Annotated in this window: 15 protein-coding genes; 12 read left to right on the plus strand and 3 right to left on the minus strand. The window is 38.0% G+C overall.

The genetic code is table 11. The features are described 5' to 3' along the window. The first annotated feature begins 1 nt into the window (after nt 1). On the plus strand, nt 2-1,267 hold the full coding sequence (locus ACZ1GV_RS02270) for an ammonium transporter (protein WP_472675063.1): 1,266 nt from the start codon (nt 2-4) through the stop codon (nt 1,265-1,267). 28 nt (nt 1,268-1,295) lie between these two features. On the opposite strand, the gene ACZ1GV_RS02275 is transcribed toward ACZ1GV_RS02270, so the two are convergent. From ACZ1GV_RS02275 to ACZ1GV_RS02285, 3 genes are read right to left on the minus strand one after another with little or no spacing between them, the layout of a single operon-like run. Continuing rightward, nucleotides 1,296-2,249 carry a GGDEF domain-containing protein gene (locus ACZ1GV_RS02275; protein WP_472675064.1) on the minus strand — a complete coding sequence of 318 codons (954 nt, stop codon included), beginning with the start codon at nt 2,247-2,249 and terminating at the stop codon, nt 1,296-1,298. 2 nt (nt 2,250-2,251) lie between these two features. Then, nucleotides 2,252-2,674, minus strand: a complete 423-nt coding sequence (locus ACZ1GV_RS02280; RefSeq protein ID WP_472675065.1) for a response regulator — start codon at nt 2,672-2,674, stop codon at nt 2,252-2,254. 10 nt (nt 2,675-2,684) lie between these two features. Then, nucleotides 2,685-5,372: a PAS domain S-box protein gene (locus ACZ1GV_RS02285; RefSeq protein ID WP_472675066.1), complete on the minus strand. Its 2,688-nt coding sequence runs from the start codon at nt 5,370-5,372 to the stop codon at nt 2,685-2,687. Between the two features lie 256 nt (nt 5,373-5,628). Here ACZ1GV_RS02285 and ACZ1GV_RS02290 point away from each other — a divergent pair, with 256 nt between their 5' ends. The 11 genes from ACZ1GV_RS02290 (at nt 5,629) to ACZ1GV_RS02340 (ending at nt 23,423) form a co-directional block, all read left to right on the plus strand. Continuing rightward, nucleotides 5,629-9,540, plus strand: a complete 3,912-nt coding sequence (locus ACZ1GV_RS02290; protein WP_472675067.1) for a response regulator — start codon at nt 5,629-5,631, stop codon at nt 9,538-9,540. Further along, nucleotides 9,541-10,467, plus strand: coding sequence for a GGDEF domain-containing response regulator (locus ACZ1GV_RS02295; RefSeq protein WP_472675068.1), 927 nt, complete (start codon nt 9,541-9,543; stop codon nt 10,465-10,467). A gap of 19 nt (nt 10,468-10,486) precedes the next feature. Then, entirely contained in the window at nt 10,487-12,508 is a 2,022-nt protein-coding gene (locus tag ACZ1GV_RS02300; RefSeq protein ID WP_472675069.1) for a PAS domain-containing sensor histidine kinase, read from the plus strand. Then, on the plus strand, nt 12,505-13,158 hold the full coding sequence (locus tag ACZ1GV_RS02305; protein ID WP_472675070.1) for a response regulator: 654 nt from the start codon (nt 12,505-12,507) through the stop codon (nt 13,156-13,158). The genes ACZ1GV_RS02300 and ACZ1GV_RS02305 overlap by 4 nt, the downstream gene beginning before the upstream one ends. A gap of 301 nt (nt 13,159-13,459) precedes the next feature. Beyond that, the gene (locus ACZ1GV_RS02310) at nt 13,460-13,849 is read left to right on the plus strand and encodes a hypothetical protein (protein ID WP_472675071.1); all 390 of its coding nucleotides are present in this window, start codon (nt 13,460-13,462) and stop codon (nt 13,847-13,849) included. Nucleotides 13,850-13,967: 118 nt separating this feature from the next. Further along, nucleotides 13,968-16,142, plus strand: a complete 2,175-nt coding sequence (locus ACZ1GV_RS02315) for an EAL domain-containing protein (RefSeq protein WP_472675072.1) — start codon at nt 13,968-13,970, stop codon at nt 16,140-16,142. A gap of 235 nt (nt 16,143-16,377) precedes the next feature. Next, complete coding sequence (locus ACZ1GV_RS02320; protein ID WP_472675073.1) at nt 16,378-17,508, plus strand: S-(hydroxymethyl)glutathione dehydrogenase/class III alcohol dehydrogenase; 1,131 nt, start codon at nt 16,378-16,380, stop codon at nt 17,506-17,508. A gap of 8 nt (nt 17,509-17,516) precedes the next feature. After that, nucleotides 17,517-18,350: an S-formylglutathione hydrolase gene (gene fghA / locus ACZ1GV_RS02325; protein ID WP_472675074.1), complete on the plus strand. Its 834-nt coding sequence runs from the start codon at nt 17,517-17,519 to the stop codon at nt 18,348-18,350. Between the two features lie 109 nt (nt 18,351-18,459). Next, nucleotides 18,460-19,596 (plus strand): FIST signal transduction protein, encoded by a 1,137-nt coding sequence (locus ACZ1GV_RS02330; RefSeq protein WP_472675075.1) that lies wholly within the window; start codon nt 18,460-18,462, stop codon nt 19,594-19,596. Then, the gene (locus tag ACZ1GV_RS02335; protein ID WP_472675076.1) at nt 19,596-21,488 is read left to right on the plus strand and encodes a putative bifunctional diguanylate cyclase/phosphodiesterase; all 1,893 of its coding nucleotides are present in this window, start codon (nt 19,596-19,598) and stop codon (nt 21,486-21,488) included. The genes ACZ1GV_RS02330 and ACZ1GV_RS02335 overlap by 1 nt, the downstream gene beginning before the upstream one ends. 129 nt (nt 21,489-21,617) lie before the next feature. After that, nucleotides 21,618-23,423 carry a fasciclin domain-containing protein gene (locus ACZ1GV_RS02340; RefSeq protein ID WP_472675077.1) on the plus strand — a complete coding sequence of 602 codons (1,806 nt, stop codon included), beginning with the start codon at nt 21,618-21,620 and terminating at the stop codon, nt 23,421-23,423. Nucleotides 23,424-23,472: the final 49 nt, after the last annotated feature.

The raw sequence follows: 23,472 nt of genomic DNA on the forward strand, positions 1-23,472 counted from the left end.
TATGGACGTTCAAATTTCTCATTTACAATATGCAATGGATACCTTCTACTTCTTAGTCTGTGGCGCTCTCGTTATGTGGATGGCGGCTGGCTTTGCTATGCTAGAAGCCGGTTTAGTCAGAGCTAAAAACACAACTGAAATTCTAACTAAAAATATCGCGCTTTATTCAATTTCGTGCGTCATGTATCTAATTTGTGGTTACGCAATCATGTATGACGGTGGTTTAGGCTTAATCGCAATAGAGTCGATTAATGAAGCTGAGGTTCTAAAGTCTTTCGCTGATAAAAAAGATCCTATGTTAGGTGATGCCGTTTATTCTTCTGCTGCAGACTTCTTTTTTCAAGTGGTGTTTGTTGCAACCGCCATGTCTATAGTTTCGGGTGCTGTTGCCGAACGAATGAAGCTATGGGTGTTCTTAGCGTTTGCGGTCGTAATGACAGGCTTCATTTATCCTGTAGAAGGTGCATGGACCTGGAACGGAGCTTCTGTATTTGGTTTGTATTCGTTAGAGGAGCTTGGTTTTTCAGACTTTGCTGGCTCTGGCATAGTTCATATGGCCGGTGCTTCCGCCGCATTATCAGGCGTTATCTTTTTAGGAGCAAGAACGGGAAAATATAGCGCCTCTGGTAAAGCTGTTGCAATACCGGGATCTAATATGCCATTAGCTGCGCTTGGTACTTTTATTTTGTGGATGGGATGGTTCGGATTTAACGGCGGCTCAGTGTTAAAACTTTCAGATATGTCCAGTGCGAACACGGTCGCTATGGTATTTTTAAATACTAATGCGGCAGCAGCAAGTGGTGTCATTGGTGCGTTAGTAACAAGTATGGTGCTGTTTAAAAAAGCTGATTTAACTATGGCGTTAAACGGTGCTTTAGCCGGGTTAGTCGTTATTACAGCAGAGCCTACAACACCAACGGCATTAACGGCTAGTTTATTTGGATTATTGGCTGGGATCATTGTTGTTCTGTCAATTTTAGGTTTAGATAAATTGAAAATCGATGATCCGGTGGGGGCCATATCAGTTCATGGTGTTGTTGGTTTGATGGGTTTACTTATTGTGCCAATTACTAACCCAGAAGTGAGTCTATTTGGACAAATTGTTGGAGCGTTAACTATCTTTCTGTGGGTGTTTGTGACCAGCTCGGCGGTATGGCTACTATTGAAAAAGACTGTAGGTCTGCGAGTAACTAAACAGCAGGAGTATGAGGGTATTGATCGATCCGAGTGTGGTATTGATGCTTACCCCGAGTTTATCAAAGGCTAAAGTATTTTAGTTAGACAAAACTAGCGAACTAATCGCTAGTTTTGTCTTGTTCTAAATATTTTTGCAATATAGGAGTATCTGCTAAGGCAATACCGGTTTGTTGTGTCTTAGCTTTGTACATGGCTTCATCTGCAGACTTGATTAATTCATTCGCTGTTTTGCCATGCATATCAAAGATCGCACCGCCAACGCTCGCTTCAACAATAATGTTTTTTACCGCTAGTTGAGAGGTTTCCACGGCGTAGGCACCGCTAATAACATCAAACTTAATTTTGGCTAGCTGGCTCAAATTAGTTAAATCAGAAATATTCGGTGCAAGTAACACAAATTCGTCCCCACCGTACCGTGCAACATAATCAGAACCCCGATTGAATACATTCAGTCTAGAACCCACTGATTTTAAAATCTGGTCTCCAACTAGATGCCCATATTCATCATTAATTTGTTTGAAGTTATCTAAATCAATGAACAATAGAGCAAAACTCTTTCCATAACGAACACCTTCGTTAACCATTTCGTCTAATTTTGCATTAAAAGACTCCCTGTTATTTAACAAGGTTAACGCATCTCTAAAAACATTCTCTTCAAGGCTTTTTACTAATGAGAATCTTTCTTTCGAAAATCGAATTGATCTTAACAAAAGTGACTTATGTAAATCAGACTTTGGAATATAATCCTGTGCGCCTAATTGAATTGCTCGCTCTCCCGTTACTTCATCGTCATAACCAGTTAAAACGATAATAGGGAAGTTAGTCGCAAACTTTTTAACTCTTACCAGTGTTTCAAGACCAACACTATCAGGTACATTTAAATCGATTATAATTAAATCGGGCGACATGTTTTTCATGCCATTTTCTAAATCTGCGACGGTCTCGAAACTATTCAAACTAAAATTTGATTTAAAGTTTCCGATCAACATCGATTTGACCAAATAAACATCATCTTTGCTGTCTTCTAACAAGTATAATAATTGATCATTCATTCTTAACTCATCCTTGGCAACTCATTATAATTAAACCAATAGTCGGTTGTTGTGTTTAATAGACTTATTAAATCACCTCTCTTAGAGGGCTTTATAAAATAAGATTTTGCTCCTAATTCATATGCTTTATCGATATCCTTTTGGTAATTTGACGTTGTATAAATAACTATCGCTAATTTATTTAGTAACTTTTGCTCTTTAAGTGCAGTTAAAATGTCAAACCCTGACATTTTTGGTAGATTTAAGTCTAAAAAAATCAAAGAGCTTTCCATCTCGTCAGAGACTTCGGACCTATCTAAAAATCGAAACAGATTATCACCATTCTCCATTACAGTAATATCGCAATCGCGCTCGCAATCTCTCATTCCGCTCTTAAAAAAATAGACATCATCAGGATCATCTTCTACTAAAATTATATGATTCATAGTCATTCGCCTATTTTGTTAATGTCACTTTAAAATTAGTGCCTTGAGACAACTCACTTTGACATTCAATTTTGCCACCGTGGACTTTGCATATCTGCTGACAAATAGCCAAGCCTATGCCACTTCCTTTATACTTATCTTTACCGTGTAAACGCCTAAATGGCTCAAATATTTGAGTACAATATTTAGACTCCATTCCAATACCGTTATCTTGTATATTAATAATAGTAAAATATGAGGAATTTTGTATTGAAATAGTAATAACAGGGGCTTGGTCCGACTTGAACTTAATCGAATTACTAATCAAGTTTTGTAATAACTGAATTAACAATGACTTATCTGCATGAATTGTTTCTTCGCCATTTTCTATTATTATATTGGCCTCACTGTCTTCAATGGCCATTTGCAATTGGTCGGTGGCGGCATTGACAACATCATTTAGCGAAAAAATCGTTTTTTGGACTGCAATACTATTTATTTGTGAGAGCCCCAAAATATCAGAAACCATAACCCTCATTCTTCCTGCCGCATCACGAATTCTGCTTAATTGAAAGTCACTGTCTTCGTCTAACTCATAGTCAGTCGCGAGTCGTTCTGAAAGCATGTCACTAAAGGCTGAAATTTTACGTAGCGGTTCCTGCAAATCATGAGACGCCACCATTGCAAAACGCTCCAAATAGGCGTTCGACTCTTGTAGTTTATCCATCAACTCTAACTGTTCGGTAATATCAATGAATGTGGTAAGCATTATTAAAGGGTTGTTGTAAATATCCCGTTTGATAATAGTTGTATTAGTGCTACACCAACGCCACCCACCGTTTTTATGACGATATCTATGTTTGTTTGACAGAGAAGTATTCACTGGTGATTGAATTATCAGTTCTATTTGATTTGATATATCCAATAAGTCATCTGGGTGATAAATGCTGAGCTTATCTTGAGCATTACGTAGGTCTTCTAATGTATAGCCCAGAATATCGGTGTATCGCTGATTTACCCGGACCACATTTTGTTGTGTTAAGTCAAATAAACTAATTCCACAAATGCTTGCATCAATAATATTTTCTAAGAAGTTTTTGTTGTCAGAAAGTTGCTGTTCAACTTCTTTTTGTGAGGTGATATCGATAGATGAACCAACTATCCGCACTACATCATTGTCAGCGTTTAAAATTGGATAAAGCGACGTGAAATACCAGCAGTTTTTACCTTGATAGGGGATCATTTCACTGTATTCGGATACTGACTTGATATCAACACAAGATTGGAAATGATGATTTAACTTTTCTACGATGTCTGCAGATAGCACTGTGCCCGATAATTCGGTTAGTAGTTTTCCTGCGACTTGTTCCGATGGTGCATTTAATCGCTCGCTAGCGGCACGGTTAAAGGTTAAAAAACGAAATTTTTCAGTGTCTTCAACTGACACGACCCAAATAGCATTATTCGCACCTTCATATATGGCGTTTAAAAGCTCTGTTTTCTCAGCAACTTGTTGCTTAAGTGCTTTACTGTCTTGTATATATCGCAGTGAACCCGACATTGAAATAGGCACGTTTTTATCATCGAAAATTGACTTACCAATAAAATTAAACCAGCCATACTCGCCACTGGAATTTTTACCTAGATACTCAATAGATAACCGTTCTTTTTTGTTAAAGAGGCTGTTTAATTGTGTTTCTACAATTCTTAGTTGGTCTGGATGAATGTGTTGTTTCCAGTTTTCCAACGACTCTTCTAGATGGTTATTCGCCCCAATCAATTCTGCGAACTTATCTGACCAAGTCATTTTTTTTGATGGAATATGATACTCCCAAATACCATCTTCAGCAGCGTTTATTGCTCGTTCTAGCTTTTTATGTGAGTCGACAAGTTGACGTTTTACTTCCTCTATTTCCGTTAAATTTTGAAGCGTAAAGATATAATAATATTGTTGATCAAACTGTTTTTTGACTAAGCTGACTTCTGCTGGAAATACATTGCCAAATCTATTTTTAAATTGAAGTATGGCTTGTAGCTTGTTTTTATCCGAAAAAGAGGTGTTTTTGTCATTAAGCTTGCTTAAAAAATTCAAATTACTTGAATCATCGGGGGCAAGTAAATCTTCTAATTTTACCGATAATGTTTGTTCTTTTTTAACACCGGTTTCTGAACAAAAACTATCGTTACATAGAAGTATCTCGTATTCCTTACCTAATAAACACGCCCCAATTGGCATAGTATCAATCATAAATTGAACTAACTTTTGCTGCTCTACTTGCAGATAAAGTTGTTCTCTTTCGGTTGTAACATTACTTAACGTTTGTTTTATTCCTTCCACTTCTTCAGGGGTTGATATAGTGACCAATGCTGGAAGGATGCGATATAAATAAATAGCAGTACTAATGGATACAACGGCAGTAAAAGACTTCATTACGCCATGCCAACCATATATACCTTGCCAAATCGTAATAATGCCGAATATGTGCGTGATACCGCAAAATAAAATGAAAGATGAGAATAACCAAGTAACCTTTTTGTATCCGATGTCTGGACGCTTGTGCGCAAAAATTAACAAAGCGATTGGAATAGAAAAATAAGCGAGAGCAATTAGTAAATCAGCAACTACGTTAGTCCAAAGTATGTGAGGTTGCCACATGTAACAGTGCCCATGGGGCATATACTCATTGTAAAAGAAGCTTTCTAACGTATTGCTACTCATCACTTCTCCTCATTAGATTGAATAATCAAAACATATAAACTAGTATATTTAATACTCAAAAGAAAGATAAAATCAAATTAAATCAAGTATTTATATTGGGTACGCGTTTGTTTTTTGGACAGTGGAATTTGCTCACTTATATAACTAATTTATAGAACAAATTTTTAAAATGTCTGCCAACTGATGGTGAAAATATTGGTAGATATTCTGAATTAGACTAAATTTGATTAAGAATTGTAAATTTAAGGATAATAAGTTGTTAAATAGACAGCCTGTTTTAAAGTCATTTCCTGCGTTGTTATCCATTTTTGTAATGGCATTAGGCAGTTTTGTCATGATGGGTTGGGTAATTGAAAACCAATCTATTGTCCAAATACATAAAGATTTTGCTCCGATGCAATTCAATACTGCCCTGTTGTTTTTCCTATCAGGTCTATCTTTATGGTCGCTCACCGAAAGTCAATCTAAATTATCTGCGCTATTAGGTGTCATCATTGCGCTTTTAAGTGGTTTGTCTTTGTCGCAATACATTCTAGGGGTTAATCTTGGTTTAGATGAAATGTTTGTCTCTCATTTTATTGATGCTAATACAACTTCCCCTGGTCGTATGTCGCCGAATACAGGTATTTGTTTTTTCTTATTAGGAGTCGCACTAACTCTACTGAGTACTTACCCTAAAAAATATATACCGATAAATATTTCATTAGTAATGACTTGCGTCGTATTTGCTGTATCTAGTGTGGCTTTTGCAGGCTATTTTAGCGATGTTACTACTGCGTATGGTTGGGGACAACTTACTCATATGGCAATGCATACATGTATTGGATTCATCTTAGTCTCTTTAGGAACTTTTGTATTTCATCTACAGCAGGCATTTACTAATCACATTAAAATAGATATACCTGCGCTTGTATTTGTTTTTATTCTCGCCATTACCTTGTCACTGTGGCAAACCTTAAATGGTCATGAGCGGTTGCAACTTGAGCGCCGTTTATCTTTTTATTTAGAGCACGTAGAGTCTGATTTAAATGACGAGTTTGACCGTTATTCATCAGCTATGAGCAAACTCAATAATTTACTTAATTCAGGTCGAGTTAATCCCGACGACTTGGAAGCATATGTTGTTAGTCTCAGTGCCGTAACAGCCATTATACAATCAAATTTGAATAGTGAATTGTCTATCTTGTACGTAAAAGGTAAGTCGGTTGATGATGATTTAATGCAAAAAATCACTTCAAAATTAGCAAATCACGCTAACAATAGTGCACTATCTAACGTCTTTACCTCAGCAAAAATTACCAGTGATATTGGAACAAACTACTTCTTAGTTTATGAAAAAAGTTTGAACTCTTCAGCCAAAGATATTTTTCAATTAATAAATACTCAAGTATTTATCGGCAATTTAACCGAACGATACAAAGAGATGGGTTTATTTATAGAGATTGAAAATGAGTTGGGTGAGAAAATTATTTCGTTACCAAAAGAGGCAGATACAACGAGCTTATTATCATTGGCAAGGGTGCTCGATAGCGTTGAATGGAAAGTCAAAATATATACCAGTAAAGATAAAATAAGCGATGGCAGTTTAGCAAATTTAGTGTTTATTTTTGGACTTATCTTTTGTGGATTAATAGTAACCATATCTAAGCTTTTGGTTAATACTCGGGAGCGTTCTATTGCAATAGCAAGAGAAGCCGAGGCAAGACAAGCAGCTCTGAAAGAGATTAAAGAGGTGAAGCTTGTAAATGAAATGGCTGGTAAAGTTTCAGGGTTAGGGGTCTGGACTTGGGACTTAGTGACAGATGAGGTGCAATGGGACAGTAATATGTGTTCTATTTACAATCTAGATGCAGATAAATGCACTGAAATTGACCTTTATGGCACATGGCTGGCGCTCATTCATGAAGATGACCGTAGTCATGCTGAGCATAGTCTTTTAGCTTCTGTTCGAGATTGTCGAGATTGGTCTTGTGAGTTCCGTTTAAATCTAGATGAAAGCTCAATTAAATATATTATCGCATCAGGCACATTTGTCACTGACACGTTAGGTAAACCGATCAAAATGGTTGGCGGAAATATAGACGTAACTGAACTACGAGAAGCGCAAGAACGTTTAATCGCGTTAAAAGACCAAGCAGACAAAAACAGCCTAGCCAAAAGCCAGTTTTTAGCCAATATGAGTCATGAAATTAGAACACCAATGAATGGAGTGTTAGGAATTACTGACTTGTTGAAAAAAACCAACTTGACGCCCATCCAAAACGAATACTTAGAGCTCATTAAAAACTCTGCAGGTTCTTTACTACGGATCCTTAATGACATACTTGATCACTCAAAAATAGAGGCCGGTATGTTAGAGCTAGTAGAAGATAATTTTTCATTAGACAATAAAGTGGGAGACATATTAAAAGGGTTTGCTCCTACGGCTCATCAAAAGATGATAGAGCTGGAATATAATATTGATTTATATGTCCCAAGTTGTATTTATGCAGATGAAATGAGAGTGGGACAGATCATTTTTAATCTAGTCGGCAATGCAGTGAAATTTACAGAAAGTGGAGAAGTTATTGTTGAGCTTTGTAGCGCTGTAGATACAGCAGAACTGAATGTTGAAGACCCTTTCACTCTCTCAATAACCATAAAAGATACTGGCATTGGAATTGATGAAGACAAATTAACCACAATCTTTGAACCATTTGGTCAAGCTGATAATACTACGACACGAAGGTTTGGAGGCACTGGGCTAGGGCTTCCAATTGTTCGTCAATTGGTGAATCTAATGGGAGGCACTTTAACGGTTAACAGTCAGCCATCGATTGGTTCTGAGTTTGAAATTAAAATACCAGTTCGAAAAGGTGATCCTAACAAGCTTAGTGATGAAGAAGGACATGCTCACATTATTAATAACTTCGATTTCACTGGGATTACCTGTCTTGTAGTAGACAATAACTCAGTTAACCGAAAGTGGTTAAAGAGCATGATTATGTCATGGGGGTGTAAGGCCATAATAGCGGGTAGCTCCGAACAGGCTCTCGTTCTTTATCAAAATGAAATTGCAAATCAAGGCAAGGTTGATGTATTAATTGTTGATAAGGATATGCCTGGTGAGGATGGCTTTTCGTTTATAGATAGCTTAACGAAAAAGTACTCAAAAATACCTCAAACAATAATGATGTTGACCTCTACAGATATTAGTGCGGCTTTATTAAAAATCGATGAAGTGGGCATTGAAAATTATATTTTAAAGCCAGTTAAACAGTCAGAAGTGTTTAACATGCTGGTAAAAATAATGGAAATTGACCGACCAGATTTACAGACAAACATCGACGATGAATTACCGGCACCGAATAAACTGCTCAATATACTCGTTGCGGAAGACAATCCAATTAATAGCCGTTTGGTCCATGATATTTTAACTTATAGAGGCCACCAAACTACGTTAGCCTTTAATGGGCAACAAGCGTTAGATCAGTATAAGAGTGGCGATTATGATGTCATATTAATGGATGTTCAGATGCCCGAGCTAGATGGGTTAGAGGCTACTAGGTTGATTAGAGACTTGGAACGTCACAAAAATAGAAAACCAGTTGTTATTATTGGCTTAACGGCACATGCTTTGTCTGGAGACCGTCAAATTTGTATTGACGCGGGTATGAATAATTACCTCACTAAACCAATCGATTCACGAGGCTTGTTAATGACTTTAGAGTCATACTTTTCTCAAGTTCATTCAGCTCAACCGATACGTATTTCAGACTCCCCTGAAACTCCAAAAACTTCTATGCAAACAGCAAGCAGTCATGATAGCCGTCAAAATGTTGCTCAGTATAAATGGTTAGACTTGATAGGTTTAAAAAGGGTCACCGGAGGACAACAAGATACCATTGACGCCATGGTTGAAATGACAGCTAAGATACTGCCTCAAGAAATTAGTGATATGGCTGAATTAATTAATAAAAAAGAACATACCACATTGGCTAAATTGTGCCATAGGCTCAAAGGAATGTTGAGTAATTTAACAGGCAGTAGCTTTGACTCTGACTTTATAGCTCTTGAGACCTTCGCCAAAGAGAATCAAATGTTGGAATTTGAACTACAATGGCGCAAGACCGAAAAAAGCCTGCAATCCCTTATAAATGAATTAAGTAATTATACAGGACGTAATTAATTGAAAGTTTTAATAGTAGATGACGATCCTATCATTAGGTTGTTATTGGTAAACAACTTAAAACAGTGGGGACACGAGCCAATAGATTTCGATTGTGCCGAGCAGGCACTAGCGGTCATAGAGTCAGATACAGATATAAATATGGTAATCACAGACTGGTCGCTGCCCAATATGTCGGGAATAGAATTGAGCGCTCATATTCGACAAAAATCCAAACGCCACATCTATATTATAATGGTCACTAAAAAGGTAAGTGACGAGGAGTTGCATGTAGCGTTGGATAATGGTGTCGACGACTTTGTAACAAAGCCTTTTGGGCATAATGAAATGTGGTTGAGGTTACGTGCTGGTGAAAGGATAATTCAACATCTAAATAAAATAGATCAGATGGCAACAACTGATGAATTAACTGGTATGAAAAGCCGTAGAGCGCTGTTAGAACAAATGAAAAGTGAGTGGCAGCGAACTCTCCGCTATGAAAATAATTGCGTTGTTTGTTTAATCGATATTGATAATTTAAAAGGAATTAATGATACATTTGGAAAAGACATTGGAGACAAAGTTTTAATTGAGTTTGGTCGTTTAATCCAAGACGTAATAAGAGTATACGATGTTGTTGGCCGTTATACCGATGACAGTTTTGTCACCATGTTTCCAAAAACTAAGGCGCCTGAAGGTTATGCAATTGCAGAGCGTATTAGACATAGTGTTTCAACGTTATCAGTAGATGGGTTGGGTGGTGAAAGAGTTGGCGTAACAGTCAGTATTGGTTTAACTAAAAATGTAAAAGATGATATTACCGTTATCGAAATGTTAAACCGGGCAGATGAAGCAATGGAACTAGCAAAAAAGCGAGGTCGGAATCGTATTGTGTGTTGCAAATATACTGAAAGAGTTAATAACGACAGTAAAGGCCACGATGCTTAAATAATTAAAAGGGAGTTTTATGCGTCATTTGGAGTTAACTAAAATACTACTTAGCCTGTGCTTAACACTTTTGTTATCAACATTTGTAATAAAAAACCAATATCACCTTGTTGATTGGATAAATGTACTTTTTGTTACTGCTGGATTGTATTTTTTTCTCGGTTTAATAGCTGAGTTATTATTTAAATTAAATCAGAAGCGGCTGGCTGAGTATAAAGAAATCCTACATAGCGAAATATTACATCAATCAAGTAATCCCTGTTTATTGATTAGTTTAGATGACTTGCAAATATTAGAAGTCAACCAATCGACTAGAAAACGTTTAACGTTAAATGAACACCATATAATTACTAGTCTCTTTGACGTCACCTCTGATGAAACTAATGGTGAATTGAAGGGCTGGTTAGAGGGGTTGAAAACCCGTCCACAATATTCCAGCTTTATGCTAAGCGTTAATGTTAAAGATAGACACGGCAAGTTGGTCCCTAAATTGTCGAAGCTTACGTTTTTCCCCTACGATATTAATGATACTAATTTAGGTATTATTAAAGTTGCAATTACATCTAAAGTGTTAGGTACCGAAAGTTACTCAAATGGCGTTAAAAACGATATCAATGTTACTCGTCAGGCCGCAGGCGCTGCTTATTGGGAGCTAGATTTGGCGTCTCGACTATTATATTACAGTGAGTCAGTTGGTGATTTACTCGGGCTTGATCACACGTTTTCATCACCTATTTTAATTGAAGATTTGGATAAAAAAGCCGACTGCGCAATTTTTAAATTTGTTGAAAAGTCCTTTATGGAAGGAAGCGCAGATACCTTTTTGAATGCACAAAAAATGATTATTGATCGTAGCGGAAATCAATTTTTTGTTGTTGTTCAATCACAATACTTTGAAAAAGAAAATGTCATTTTAGGCACCTTGTATGATATGACCGCTGTTAAAAAGACTGAAATTAAGTTACGACAACGCGAGCAACAAATGAACCAGCTTATTGACTCAATACCAGAGGGCATTATGGTATTGCAAAGATCGAAAGTGGTTTTTCTTAATCGGGCTGCGGTAAAGCTATTTAACTTTGTCTACGGTGAACAAACACAAGATATGATGATTTCAAATTTTGTTTCAGATAACGACAAGTCGCTGTTACGAGATCGCATAAAGTACATGCTTGCTGGTAAAAAGCGTAGTTATGGATTTACTAATTTTAAATTAAAAAAATATACCGGCGAACATTTTGAAGCGGAAGTTGCTGTTAACTTAATTATTTATGATGGAATAGAGTCTATCCAGTTTGTTATTCGAGATTTAACTGACGTTTTGAGGGTTAAAAATGCGTTGGCAAAAGCCAATAATCGATTGAGCGCACTATCGTCGAAAACCTTGCAGTTAATTGAAACTGAGAGGAAACAAATTGCAGGAGAGTTGCATGATGATGTAGGCCAGTCTTTAACTGCAATTTTATTAGCAACCAAGTGGGTTAGTCGTCGTATTACCGATGAGGCTCTACTGGAAAAGATTTCGGATATTCACATGATTGCAAGTCAAAGCTTAGATACAGTAAGAAACTTATCTCTTTTATTACGCCCCGCGCAGTTAGATTCATTAGGTTTTTCACCCGCTATAAAATGGCAAATGGATAAGTTATTGAGTATCGATGGCGTGCACTACGAAATTGATGACTCAGGTTTTAACGAGCTTATAGATAAACAAGCCGAAATTGTTGGGTTCAGAATAGTTCAAGAGTCATTAACCAACATTGTAAAGCATGCCGATGCAAAGAATGTGAAAGTTAAACTACGAAGTGATGACGAAGTTTTAGTATTGCAAATCAGTGATGACGGTCGAGGTTTTGACGTCCACGCGCAAAGTGACAGTGTAGGTCTGGTAAATATGAAAGAGCGAGTAGAGCTGGCTGGTGGTGAGTTTAAAATAATATCAAAACCTTTGTTAGGTACTGATATTAAAGTGGAAATACCGTTGCGAAATACATTTACAAGTTTAGACTCTAGAGAAGGTTATCAAGGAGAGCTTTTATGACAGATAGAAAAAAGGTGGTTTTAGTTGATGACCATCACTTAGTACGAGCGGGTCTACGAGCATTATTAGATGACCTGGGTGACTATGAAGTGGTTGCTGAGGGCGCTGATGGAAACGAGGTTATTGGGCTGATCGAGCAAACTTGTCCAGATGTTGTGGTACTGGATATCGCCATGAAGCATAAATCAGGATTAGATGCCTTAACGGATGTAAAAGCTTTACACCCAGAGCTACCGGTTATTTTATTGACTATGCACAATACAAGTGACTACTTGCAAACTGCCATTGAGCGTGGTGCACATGCTTATTTACTAAAAGACTCTGCCGAAGTAGAACTAGAGTTAGCGCTTGAAGCCGTACTAAGAAACGAAGTTTATATTAGTCCTAAACTTTCGGAACAAATTCTAGAAACAATCAGTCCCACTAAGCAGCCAGTTGATCTACAACCAGCAAAACTATTAACTCCAAGGCAAACAGAGATTTTAAAAATGTTAGCGGATGGCAAAGGCACTAAAGAAATAGCCTACGATTTGGGGCTTAGCGTAAAAACAATTGAGTCTCATCGTTCGCAAATAATGGAACGACTCCAAATAAGAGACCTTGCGTCGCTAGTGCGATACGCTATAAAAAGTGGAATTACTACACTATAGTTGACTACTTGCTAAACATTTCAAGTAAAACAAGCTTATAGGGATCAGGAGCGCATTAAGCTAGGTATTCCCCCATATATTTCTGATTATGTTCGCTCTATACTTTTCTCAAGGTAATCAGATACTCTCCAACCTAATGCAGCCTTTCATAGTATTGATTGGCTGCTTTTTTTTACTAAAAATAAGGGAACTCCTGATGCTATTTAGGTAAACCCTTATTTATCTAAAGCTAGTCGGTGCCATAATTACTTAGTTATCTGTGTGAATTGATATAAAACTCGATTTAAGCCTGAGGTATGTGATGACAGATTCTAACGACGTGGCTTCACCCGAAGCATTTTCAGACGGTAATACTCAAATAACAAAAAGTGATGCAGAAAATAGAAATCGTCAAACTAAGCACGATTTAATTTCATTGGCTACTGCAAACAGTTATCAAATTAGAGTTCTTGCTGTCAAAAACCTTAAGTACTATCCGGAACACATTGATATTTTGATTGCTCTGTTAAGAACTGAATCTCATGCCGAAGTTTTAGGTGAAATAGAGTCGTCTATTGTTAGTCTAATAGCAGAGGATTCGATAACCGCTTGTATAGAAGAAAAGCTACAAACAATGATGGAAAAGTTGGTAGAAGGAGAACCTGCCTTTTATGTATGCAGAAGTTTACTTAATAACTACAATGACAGTTAAAATTAGCAAGTGCTTGAGCTGTTTAAATAAAAGTTAGCGTTTTATTATTTTGCATTCTATGCTTATGTTTGGGACGTTTAACTAAAATTAATGATGGAAAATTCAATTTGGGCGGTAGATGGTTACGGACAATAATTTAAGTTCTCGTGTTAGCTATGTAAAAAAAGAGTTGAAAAGCGCTAAAACACAACTGTTTTTCTCAATTGCGATATTACTGTTACTATCGTTGTGGAATAGTCACAATACGATAAAAGTACATCAAGACTACCAATCGTCATTAATGGACTCTGTGACACAGCAAGTTATTAATGAGTATCAAAACCACTTAATCCAACTTCGACAAGAAATTGATAAATTCCAATGGCGAAATCAAGCCGAGTTAATGGATTTATACCGTCAAGGCGACTTAACAGAGCGAGACGACTATTTATCGTTGTTAAAAACGTTTCGTAATGAACTAGATAACGTAAGACTCTTTTCAATAATTGACCAGCAGGGACAAGGTGTATTTAAAAATATTACCGGTGATTTTTTAGCTGATTGCAAAGAAGAAATATACTCAACAATTCAAAATGATGGGCAAGAACAACTGTTTTTGCACCGTAGTGGTTCGTCAGTACACTATGACTTACTCCAACCTTTGATGGGCGCTCAAGACTTACTTTATATATTCGTCGCGTTCGAACCTACTGTTTTTAAAGAGATACTTGAGAAGTATCGGTTACCTCAACAAGAGCTTTTTTTATTAAGGCAAGATAGAAAAGTTGAAATAGAGCTCAATGAAAGGGGCAGTAGCCAGTTTAGCGATGAACAGCTATCTGAAACCCAGTTAACAGAATTTTCGTACTTAAAAGAGATACCTAAAACTAGGTGGAATGTTGCCATTCGCTTGTCAGACGACTATGCCTCGAACTTAGTATGGAACAATTATTTATGGTCGTTACTGATTTGGTTTACATTTTCTACATTGTTACTGTTTAGTTACTTTTCACAAAAACAAAAAAGCTTTGGACAGCTTAAAGCAATTCGACAGCTTGAATTCAGCAAGTCGCATGATAATTTGACAGGTCTAATGACTCGTCAGGTATTTGTCGACTATTTTGAGCGAGTAAAGTCATCCATAAAGTCTGAGCAAGGAGTTGCGTTTGTTATAGACTTAGACAAATTTCAATTATTCAACAATTCTGTTGGTTTCACTAAGGGTGACTCGACGTTAAGAATGATTGCAGATTTTATTAAGAATATTATTCCGGATGAGGCTAAGTTCTCTCGCATTAGTAATGATCAGTTTGCCATTTTGTATCCAACTTTAGCCCACAGAGATGCCCTAGATTATGCAAATGTTTTACGCAGTTCGGTAGAAACCCTAGATATTTCTGATATTGCAAAAAATTTCAGCTTGACTAGTTGCATTGCCGTTGTGCAATTAAATGATGATATAGCGGATGGCGAACACCTTATGAGCTCCTTGCTACTGACAATAAAGTCAGCAAAAAGCAAAGGCAGAAATCAAGTACTACTATATCAAAGTGATGATCCCGAACTTGTTCAACATGCAAGTGAAATGGAAATTTATCGGCAGGTGCAAAAAGCTTTGAAAGGCCGAGGCTTCGAACTTTATCGTCAAGAAATTCGACGAAATAAGGATACCGTTTCAAATAAGGTGTATGAAGTTTTAATAAGATTAAAAGGCGCTGATGGCAATATTATTAGCCCAGCTATATTTATTCCTATCGCAGAGCAAAATAGTATTGCGAATGAACTCGACAAGTGGGTAATAGAAAAAACTTTAATTAATATTGCCGTGTCGCAGTCAAAAGATCATTATTGTATTAACCTCTCTGGTCAAACCTTAGCGGATGTAGGGATGATTGACTTTGTAAAACAAAAAGTTAATCAATATGGTGTTGCACCCGAGCTTGTTACTTTTGAGATAACAGAAACCTTTGCTATTACTCATTTGGAGTCTGCGATAGGTTTTATCAATGAAATCACTCAACTTGGTTGTCGCTTTGCGTTGGATGACTTTGGTAGTGGTTTATCGTCATTTAGCTATTTACAAAAGTTGCCAGTCCAAAAGTTAAAAATAGATGGTGTTTTTATTAAGAACATTACCGAAAACCCTCGAAATCAAGCGTTTGTTAGTACTATGGTTACTTTGGCAAAGTCCATGGATATGGAGACAGTTGCAGAGTTTGTTGAGACACTCGAAGAGTCCAAAATGTTGGTGGAGTTGGGCCTAGACTATTGTCAGGGTTATTACTTTCATAAACCTGAGCCTTGGGATAACTAAATCTTACCGTTCGACACCCCAGCGAAGATAAACAACAAATACTTAAAATCGAAGCGATTATTGCAGACAGGTAAAAGAGAATTGGCGCAATCCTGTCTGTAAATTTTGACCTACCTATATATACTTAGCGTATAAGAACAATCTACATATACTCAGCGTATAATTTTTACTTTGACTAATACTTGCGTGTTTTTGATAAGTTCACGGCAATTATTGACTAATAACAGGAAACAAAATGACAGCACAATTCATCAAGTCTAAAGCCGCTGTGGCTTGGGGTCCAAATCAACCATTAAAAATTGAAGAAGTAGATGTAATGCTTCCAAAAGCAGGTGAGGTTTTAGTTCGAATCGTAGCCAGTGGTGTTTGTCACACGGATGCCTTTACGCTATCAGGCGAAGATCCTGAAGGGATTTTTCCTGCCATTCTAGGCCATGAGGGCGGTGGCATTGTTGAGCAAGTTGGTGAAGGTGTCACTAGCGTGTCCGTAGGTGACCATGTAATCCCGCTATATACTCCAGAATGTGGTGAATGTAAGTTCTGTACGTCAGGAAAAACGAACCTGTGTCAAAAAATCAGAGAAACACAAGGAAAGGGCTTGATGCCTGACGGTACAACTCGTTTCTACAAAGACGGTGAGCCGATTTACCACTATATGGGAACGTCGACGTTTTCTGAATACACAGTTATGCCAGAGATTTCCTTAGCTAAGGTTAACAAAGCGGCTCCACTAGAAGAAGTTTGCTTGTTAGGTTGTGGTGTAACCACTGGTATGGGCGCTGTGATGAACACGGCCAAAGTAGAAGAGGGTGACACGGTTGCTATTTTTGGACTAGGTGGTATTGGGTTATCTGCTGTTATTGGTGCAGCGATGGCGAAAGCCAGTCGAATCATTGCAATTGACATTAATGAGTCTAAGTTTGATTTAGCGAAAAAGCTGGGTGCGACCGACTGTATTAATCCAAAAGATTTCGACAAACCAATTCAAGAAGTGATAGTTGAAATGACAGACGGCGGAGTTGACTATTCATTTGAGTGCATAGGCAACGTTGATGTTATGCGTTCTGCGCTAGAATGCTGCCACAAAGGTTGGGGTGAGTCGGTAATTATTGGGGTAGCTGGCGCGGGTCAAGAGATATCCACACGACCTTTCCAATTAGTAACTGGACGAGTATGGCGTGGCACTGCTTTTGGCGGTGTAAAGGGGCGTTCAGAGCTTCCAGATTACGTTGAACGCTATTTGGCCGGTGAGTTTAAACTTAGTGACTTTATAACTCATACTATGGGTTTAGAAGGTATTAATGAAGCGTTTGATTTAATGCATGAAGGTAAAAGTATTCGTACCGTTATCCACTTCGATAAGTAGGTTAGATAATGTTAGAAAATATTTCATCAACAAAAAGTGCCGGTGGTTGGCTCAAGCAGTTTAAACATCACTCTGATAGTGTGAATTGTGATATGACATTTGCTGTTTATCTGCCTCCAGGAGTTAGTGATACTAATAAGATGCCTGTTTTATACTGGCTGTCGGGGTTAACCTGTACTGACGAAAACTTTATGCAAAAAGCGGGTGCTCACAAACTTGCAGCTGAGCTTGGAATCGTCATTGTTGCGCCAGATACTAGTCCTCGAGGCGAAGACGTTGCGAATGATGACGGTTATGATTTAGGGCAAGGAGCCGGGTTTTATTTAAATGCAGAACAGGCGCCGTGGAAAACGCATTATAAAATGTATGACTACGTGGTCAATGAGCTACCTAATTTAATAGAAAGTGAGTTTCCTGTTTCTAATAAAAAATCAATATCAGGCCATTCAATGGGAGGTCATGGTGCGTTGACTATAGCGTTGAAAAATCCGAACAGCTATGAGTCAGTGTCTGCATTTAGCCCGATATGTAACCCGACGGAATGTCCGTGGGGAATAAAGGCATTTAATGCTTATCTTGGAGACAACAAGGACAGTTGGAAGCAATATGATGCGGTTGAGCTAATAAATACAACTGACAATTATTTACCAACACTCATTGATCAAGGACTTGCGGATAACTTCTATCCAGAACAGCTTCGTACGGAACAGTTTATTGAGGCGGCGCGTCATAATCATTACGCAGCAACAGTAAACCTTCATGATGGGTATGACCATAGTTATTACTTTATTGCGAGTTTCATAGACCAACATATAGAGTTTCATGCAAGACACTTAAAATAAGTATAACTTTACAAACAGTTAGTTAAATTATAAAAAGTCGGTACCAGTCCGGCTTTTTTTCGTTTTGAGCTAAACTCAAATGGAAACTTATTTTGGAAGACTCTGCATAATGAAAGCAAATCAGTATCACTATCTCGACAGCACTTGGAACAGCAATTTACCCAAAGCCAGTACAGCTCAGTTGTTATTAGTTTTCGGCAGTAGGGAGTTAATGCAAAAGCAGAGTTTTCATGAGCCACTACAAATCGCTTTTCCAAATGCCAGTATTATTGGATGTACGACAAGTGGTGAAATAAAAGACGTCGAAATTTTTGATGATTCAGTGGTTGTTAACGAGCTAATTTTCGAAAAAACAGAGGTAAAAACTACGAGTGTTAACCTAGAGCAGTTTGCTAATTTAGGACTGGCTGTGGATGAGCTGGTGTCACATTTACCAACGCAGAATTTGAAGCATGTTTTGGTGATATCAGATGGTCAGAATGTAAACGGAACTGAACTTGCGAATTGCTTAATGCAAAAGCTTCCTAAAGATGTGACGATTACAGGAGGATTAGCTGGAGACGCCGATAAATTTGCCGAAACGATCGTTTGGCATAATAACGATATTGGTACAAAGCGCATCGTTGTTTGCGGCTTTTATGGTGACCATATCGAAATAGGTCATGGAAGTTTAGGTGGTTGGGTCCCTTTTGGGCCAGATCGACTTATAACTAAGTCAGAAGCGAATGTGTTGTTTGAATTAGACAACCAATCTGCGTTAGCTTTGTATAAAGAATATTTAGGCGATTTTGCTAACGAACTGCCAGCATCAGCGTTACGTTTTCCAATCTGTATAAAAAATGAAGATTCCACCGATTTTACCGTCCGTACAATTCTAAATATTGATGAAGACACAAACAGCCTAATCTTTGCCGGAGACATGCCAGAAGGTAAATATGCTAAATTAATGAGAGCTAATACTGGAAAATTGGTTGATGGCGCTGAATCTGCAGCTACTCAAGCACTTGAGGTTGCGGGATCAGACTCACCAGATTTTGCCTTATTAATTAGCTGTGTTGGAAGACGGTTGGTATTGCAGCAAGAGTCAGAGTATGAGTTGGAAAGTGTGCAAGATGTATTAGGCAATAGCTGTGTATTAGGAGGTTTTTATTCGTATGGGGAGTTATCCCCAATAGGTAAAGGAAAGCATTGTGTTTTGCATAATCAAACCATGACAGTCACAACGTTTAGAGAAAGACGTACGTAATGCATCGATTACTAAAAAGGCAAATAAAAAAGTATTTAGCTGAACATGGTGAAGATGAGAGCCTCGGTCCATTCTTAGCCGCTGTCAATGAAGCTTATGAGCAAAATGAACGAGAATTGTCACTGATCGACCGATCTCTTGAGCTTGCATCAACCGAATTATCAACACGAAACGAAACCCTCAGAAAAGAAGTAGATAAGCAGCTCGTAGTTCAAAATGAACTAAAGCACTCTCTTGCCGCATTAAATGCAACATTTGATGCCACCGGTGAGGCGATATTAGCAATTAGTGAAAAAGGTTCGGTAACCAAGTTTAATCAGATGGCCGCACAACTCGTTGATATTGATATTTTAACGAGTCCTAAAATCTCTTTGCTTAAATTAAAAAAGGTCATTCAACAGTTTGAAGATAGAACAAGGCTCGCCCATAAGTTTAGGCAAATAAAGAACAACCCAATGACTGAGCTTTATGGGCAAATTAAGTTAATTGATGGTCGTTTTTTTGAATATCACACGTCTCCTCAGGTTGAGAATAACGAGGTACTTGGCAGAGTATGGTGCTTTAGAGACATCAGTGAATTAAAAAGAAATGAAGCTATGGTTCAGCATCAAGCGTTCCATGACGCATTAACTGGGCTACCAAATCGCGCTCTTTTAGATGATCGACTCTCTCATGGTATTACTTATTGTAATCGTTTTGACACGCAGTTATCAGTGCTTTTTATTGATTTAGATGACTTTAAAAAAGTGAATGACAATGCCGGACATCAAGCTGGTGATGCAGTATTAAAAGAGGTCACGCAGCGAATTAAAACCTGTATAAGGGATGTTGATACGTTAGCGCGACTCGGTGGAGACGAATTTGTTGTACTTTTAGAGAACCTTCAAGAGTCAAGTATATCCACGGTGATAAGTCACCGAATAATAGATGCACTGGTTAAACCGTTTTTAATCGAAGATAGTGAGTTTTATATTTCTTCTAGCATTGGCATTAGTATGTATCCTAAAGACGGTACCGATACCGATGAACTGCTGAGAAAAGCCGATATGGCTATGTATCATGCAAAATCGATGGGAAAAAATAATCATCAATACTTTGATTCAGAATTAGAACGTTCTTCTATTCAGCAATTGCAGGTAGAGAATCACTTAAGAGATGCCATAGGCAATAAAGAATTTCAATTGTACTATCAGCCTAAAGTAGATCTGCAACATAACAAAATAATTGCCGTTGAAGCATTGTTACGTTGGAAAAGAGAGGGAGCTAATAGTAGTCCTGATATCTTTATCCCGGTAGCGGAGCAGACCGGTTTGATCAATGATATTGGCCTGTGGGTACTCGAAGAAGCGTGTAGGGATATTCGTAACTGGATAGATAAAGGTTTAACGGTATTACCGGTGGCTATAAACGTGTCACCTGTAGAGTTCCGAAATAAAAAGTTAGTCGCTCAGTTTAAAAGTATCATTGCCAAGTTTGCAATCCCTGCTAGAGCAATAGAAATAGAAATAACAGAATCACTTTTCTTAGATAATATCGCTTTTGCAAAAAGTATCCTACAAGAGCTTAGGGACTTTGGGATCACCGTTGCTGTCGATGATTTTGGAACTGGGTATTCATCTTTGCAATATCTACATCAGTTACCAATAGATATTTTAAAAATTGATAAATCTTTTATCTTGGAATTAAGCGATCAACCTCACAACGCGGCAATTGCAGATAGTATTATTAACCTGGCACATAATTTAAATTTAAAAGTGGTTGCTGAGGGTATAGAAAATCAAGCATCGCTCTCATTTTTAAAACATCGCGGCTGTGATATTGGTCAGGGATTCTTTTTATATAAGCCTATGCCAGGGTTAGAATTTCAGGCACTATTGGAAAGGCATAACTAGACAATTACGGTTAAAAATCGAACAGGGTTCACTGAATAAATTATATTTTTAATTTACAAATAATTTGTGATCGTTGAAAAATAATAGTGCGTAAAAATTGGGCAAACTATACGCATAAGGAATAAAAAAGTGATAAAAATAAAAGCTCTATTAATTTTACTTTGTAGTGTGTTTTTACTTTCAGCATGCAGTGACGATGATGACGATAAGCCAGTCTCAACCATCGTTGATGTAGCGGTTGCAGATGGTAATTTCACAACACTAGTAACCGCACTACAGACCACAGGTCTTGACGTAACCCTTTCAGATGTTGACGCTACCTTTACCGTATTTGCTCCTACAGATGACGCCTTCGCGCTTTTAGGGGAAGATACTATTAATGCTTTGCTAGCAGATACAGATGCATTGTCCAATATACTTACTTACCATGTTATTAACGGCCAAGTCGCTGCTAGTGCGGCGCTAAATGCGGTTGGCACAACAGTAGAAATGGTTAATGGTGATTTTGTTGGTTTATCATTAGATGGCGATGACCTACTGGTCAATACTGCTACAGTCGTTACTACAGATATCCAAACAGACAACGGTATTATCCATGTGATAGATGCAGTGTTAATACCACCAACAGCAAAAGGTAGCCCTGCGAGTAATATTGTGGAGACAGCAGTTGCTGACGGTCGTTTCACAACGCTTGTCGCTGCACTTGAAGCGACTCAGCTAGACACAGTTCTTGCAGACCCAGATGCCGTGTTTACCGTGTTTGCCCCAACTGACGCTGCATTTGAAATGGTAGGCGAAGAAAATATCGCGCTTTTATTAGATAATCCTAATGTATTAGCAAGTATCCTACTTCAACACGTAGTTGCTGGTGTCGAAGTTGATTCTGTGACGGCTTATACACTCAACGGAACCGATGCTACGACAGCTGCTCAAGTTGGCATTCCTGTTGGTATTAATTCATCGTCAGATGTCATTACATTTGGTGGTGCAAACGTTATTGTAAAGGACGTGTATGCATCTAATGGCGTAATCCATGTAATCGATGCTGTTGTTATAGCCGATGTAGAGCTACCAGAACCTCCAATGAGTCTAGTCGATGTGGCAATTGAGAATGGTAATTTCACTACTCTAGTTGCAGCATTACAAGCAACCGGCCTAGATGTGACATTGGGCGACTTTGATACAAATTATACGGTGTTTGCACCAAGTGATGATGCGTTTGCTAAGTTGCCAGAGGGCACAGTGGATGCACTATTAGCTGACACTGAAAAGCTGTCTGACATACTGTTATACCATGTGTTGTCAGGTCGTATTATGTCTGATGCGGCTATTACAGCTGCGCAAACCTCAGGAAACCAAGTTGCAACTGCAAATACGGACGCGCTGGCGTTATCTTATGTTGACTCATCTTTATATGTAAATAACTCGTTAGTAACTGCAACTGATGTTATGGCGGATAATGGTGTTATTCATGTAGTTGACACTGTGCTAATGCCGCCTGCAGACGCTGGTGAACCAACAGATAGTATAGTTGATGTTGCAGTGGCTGATGAGCGCTTCACAACATTAGTTGATGCATTAACCGCCGCAAACTTGGTGGATACATTAGCGAATGAAGAGGCTACATTTACAGTATTTGCACCGACAAACGATGCGTTTGACAAGATTGACAGCGCTGCGTTATCGGCACTACTAGCAGACACTGAAGCGCTAAGAGAAGTCTTGTTACAGCATGTTATTGGTGGGGAGGTTAACTCAGTGGCCGCTTACGCAGCTAATGGTAGAACCGTTCCTACGGCCTCTGGTAATGAGATTTCGGTCTCGATTGACCCAACTTCCAGAATGCTGCAGTTTGGTGGTGCTAATGTCATCATTACCGATATTTACACCACAAACGGTATCATACATGTAATTGACACTGTGGTACTTGACTAGTCAATTCTTAAACAAACGAGAGCCCAGCTTAAATATTTAGGTTGGGCTT

The sequence above is a fragment of the Psychrosphaera sp. HA2-10 genome (genome assembly GCF_055693745.1).